Source organism: Halorubrum yunnanense, assembly GCF_026586675.1.
Taxonomy (GTDB): Archaea; Halobacteriota; Halobacteria; order Halobacteriales; family Haloferacaceae; genus Halorubrum; species Halorubrum yunnanense.
The window spans coordinates 1-1,889 of record NZ_JAODIX010000051.1 but is presented as its reverse complement, the minus strand read 5'-3'; the positions used below and the strand labels follow the sequence as shown (position 1 = coordinate 1,889).

Here is a 1,889-nt window from a genome sequence, read left to right as displayed (position 1 = left end):
GGGTTAATCTGGCGGAATATTGCGGTAAGAACGTCTGAAGTTGCCGTCAGTCGGCGGCAAAACAAGGCAAGTGAGGGACTGGAGGCGGCTGGACTCGAACCCCGAACAAACGGGTATACCGATACGGAAGTCATCAAGGAGCTACAACGAGTCGCAGCTCAGCTCGGACATTCTCCGTCCCGGAAAGAGTGGGAAGAACACGGAAATATCTCCGGGAGAACCGTACAGGCACATTTCGGGTCGTGGAATGAGGGTCTTCGGGCAGCCGGCTTGGAAGCGACCGCACAACAACCGGCGGCAGACGAGGACGTACTCGAAGCGATCCAGAATCTCGCTACAGAGCTCGGGCGTCCGCCCACGGCGCAGGAAATGGAACAGCAGGGGGCGTGGTCGGTGAAAGTCGCGCAGCGGCATTTTGGCACTTGGAATACTGCGTTGCGGGAAGCAGGATTCGAGCCAATCTCGAGAAAGGATGTTCCAGAAGACGAACTGATGGCGGAACTGAGGCGGCTTCGCGACGAATTGGATCACGTTCCATCTTCCACGGAGATGCACGAACACGGCCAGTTCACGATGTACCTCTACCTCGACCGGTTTGGATCGTGGAAACAGGCTGTCGAAGCGGCCGGGATGGAGTATCGTGGCCACCCAAGCGGCCCAGAGCATCCCCTCTGGAAAGGTGGTTACGGGGACATCTCATACGGACCGAACTGGTACAGACAGCGCAAACGCGCCCTAGAACGGGACGGTTTCGAGTGCCAGATGCCAGGATGTTCTATCGACCGTGAGACCCATCGCGAGCGCTGGGATCGTGATCTGAACGTCCATCACATTACGCCCCTTGGCACATTCATCGACGCCAACGGGGTTCTGGACTACGAGCGGGCGAACCGGCTTGAGAACCTGATCACGCTCTGTCAGCGCCACCATATGCTATGGGAGGAGTTCGCCCCGCTTCAGCCCGATATTCGCTAACCGCACCCGGTGGTGTTGCTCGCCCCCGGCGATAGGTGGCGGGGACACCAGTATCCCGTCCCACTATGACCGAAGACACGACACTCACGGCGCGTGAACGGCTCCGTATTCACCTCCGCGAAGCCCGCCGCACGACTAACTCCCCGATCGTGGAAGCACAGCTCGACGCCGCGCTAGATGCCTGGAATGACCTGCCGCCGACATCCCTGTGGGAGTGTCCCGTCTGTGGGAAGGTCGGATTGCCGGAACGGATTCAACAACACAGGTGTGAGTGAAACGATGAGAGAAACAGTTTGAGCCTCTTTTCGGAATCAAGGGCAATCATTAATCAAACTCTGGCTGCCGGACGTACTCATCGAACCAGCGAGACGCATCTATCTGAGAGATCTTCCGCAGCCGGCGGAGTCGCAACACTTCCTTGGCTATCTCGGATGTCTCTGACGGCAAGTCCTGCTGAACACCCCGGAGGTAGTTGTTCCGCAGCATGAGGTTCCCGTAGTTGAGACCGAGATCGACATCGATCTCCCGGTACGTCTGGAGGTTGTCGTGCTGGTACTCGCGGTATCCCCGCTCAATACCTCCCTCAACGAGCCCCTCCATCAGGACTTGTGTCTCCCGCTTGCCTCCGGCGTACATCCCGTAGCTGAAGAACTCGAAAAGAGCTAACCAACTCCAGAGCAACTGGTCAATGTCTGGTTGGGCCGATGTCCGTCCCTCTTCGTCTAGCTACCGACGCTCCCGCGACCAGTCGTAGGCGGGTTCGAACAGCTGCTGGATATCCGCAAGAGGGAGGTTCTGGGCGATGATATGAAAGTCGTAGAGGGCGTTCTTGATCCTTTCTCGGACGCTCTTGTGTAGCACATTGTTGATTTCAGAGAGTAGCTTTGACAGCGTGTTTGAGCGCTTCTCGTCCG

Annotated in this window: 2 protein-coding genes and 1 pseudogene; 1 reads left to right on the top strand and 2 read right to left on the bottom strand. The window is 57.8% G+C overall.

The features are described 5' to 3' along the window. A partial coding sequence (locus N5096_RS11980) for a homing endonuclease associated repeat-containing protein (RefSeq protein ID WP_267664997.1) occupies window positions 1-975 on the top strand: 975 nt, incomplete at its 5' end. A gap of 324 nt (window positions 976-1,299) precedes the next feature. On the opposite strand, the gene N5096_RS11975 is transcribed toward N5096_RS11980, so the two are convergent. Together N5096_RS11975 and N5096_RS11970 are read right to left on the bottom strand one after the other, a co-directional pair. Next, window positions 1,300-1,575, bottom strand: coding sequence for a hypothetical protein (locus tag N5096_RS11975; protein ID WP_267664995.1), 276 nt, complete (start codon window positions 1,573-1,575; stop codon window positions 1,300-1,302). 126 nt (window positions 1,576-1,701) lie between these two features. Then, window positions 1,702-1,889: pseudogene (locus tag N5096_RS11970) on the bottom strand (hypothetical protein); the annotation flags it as partial.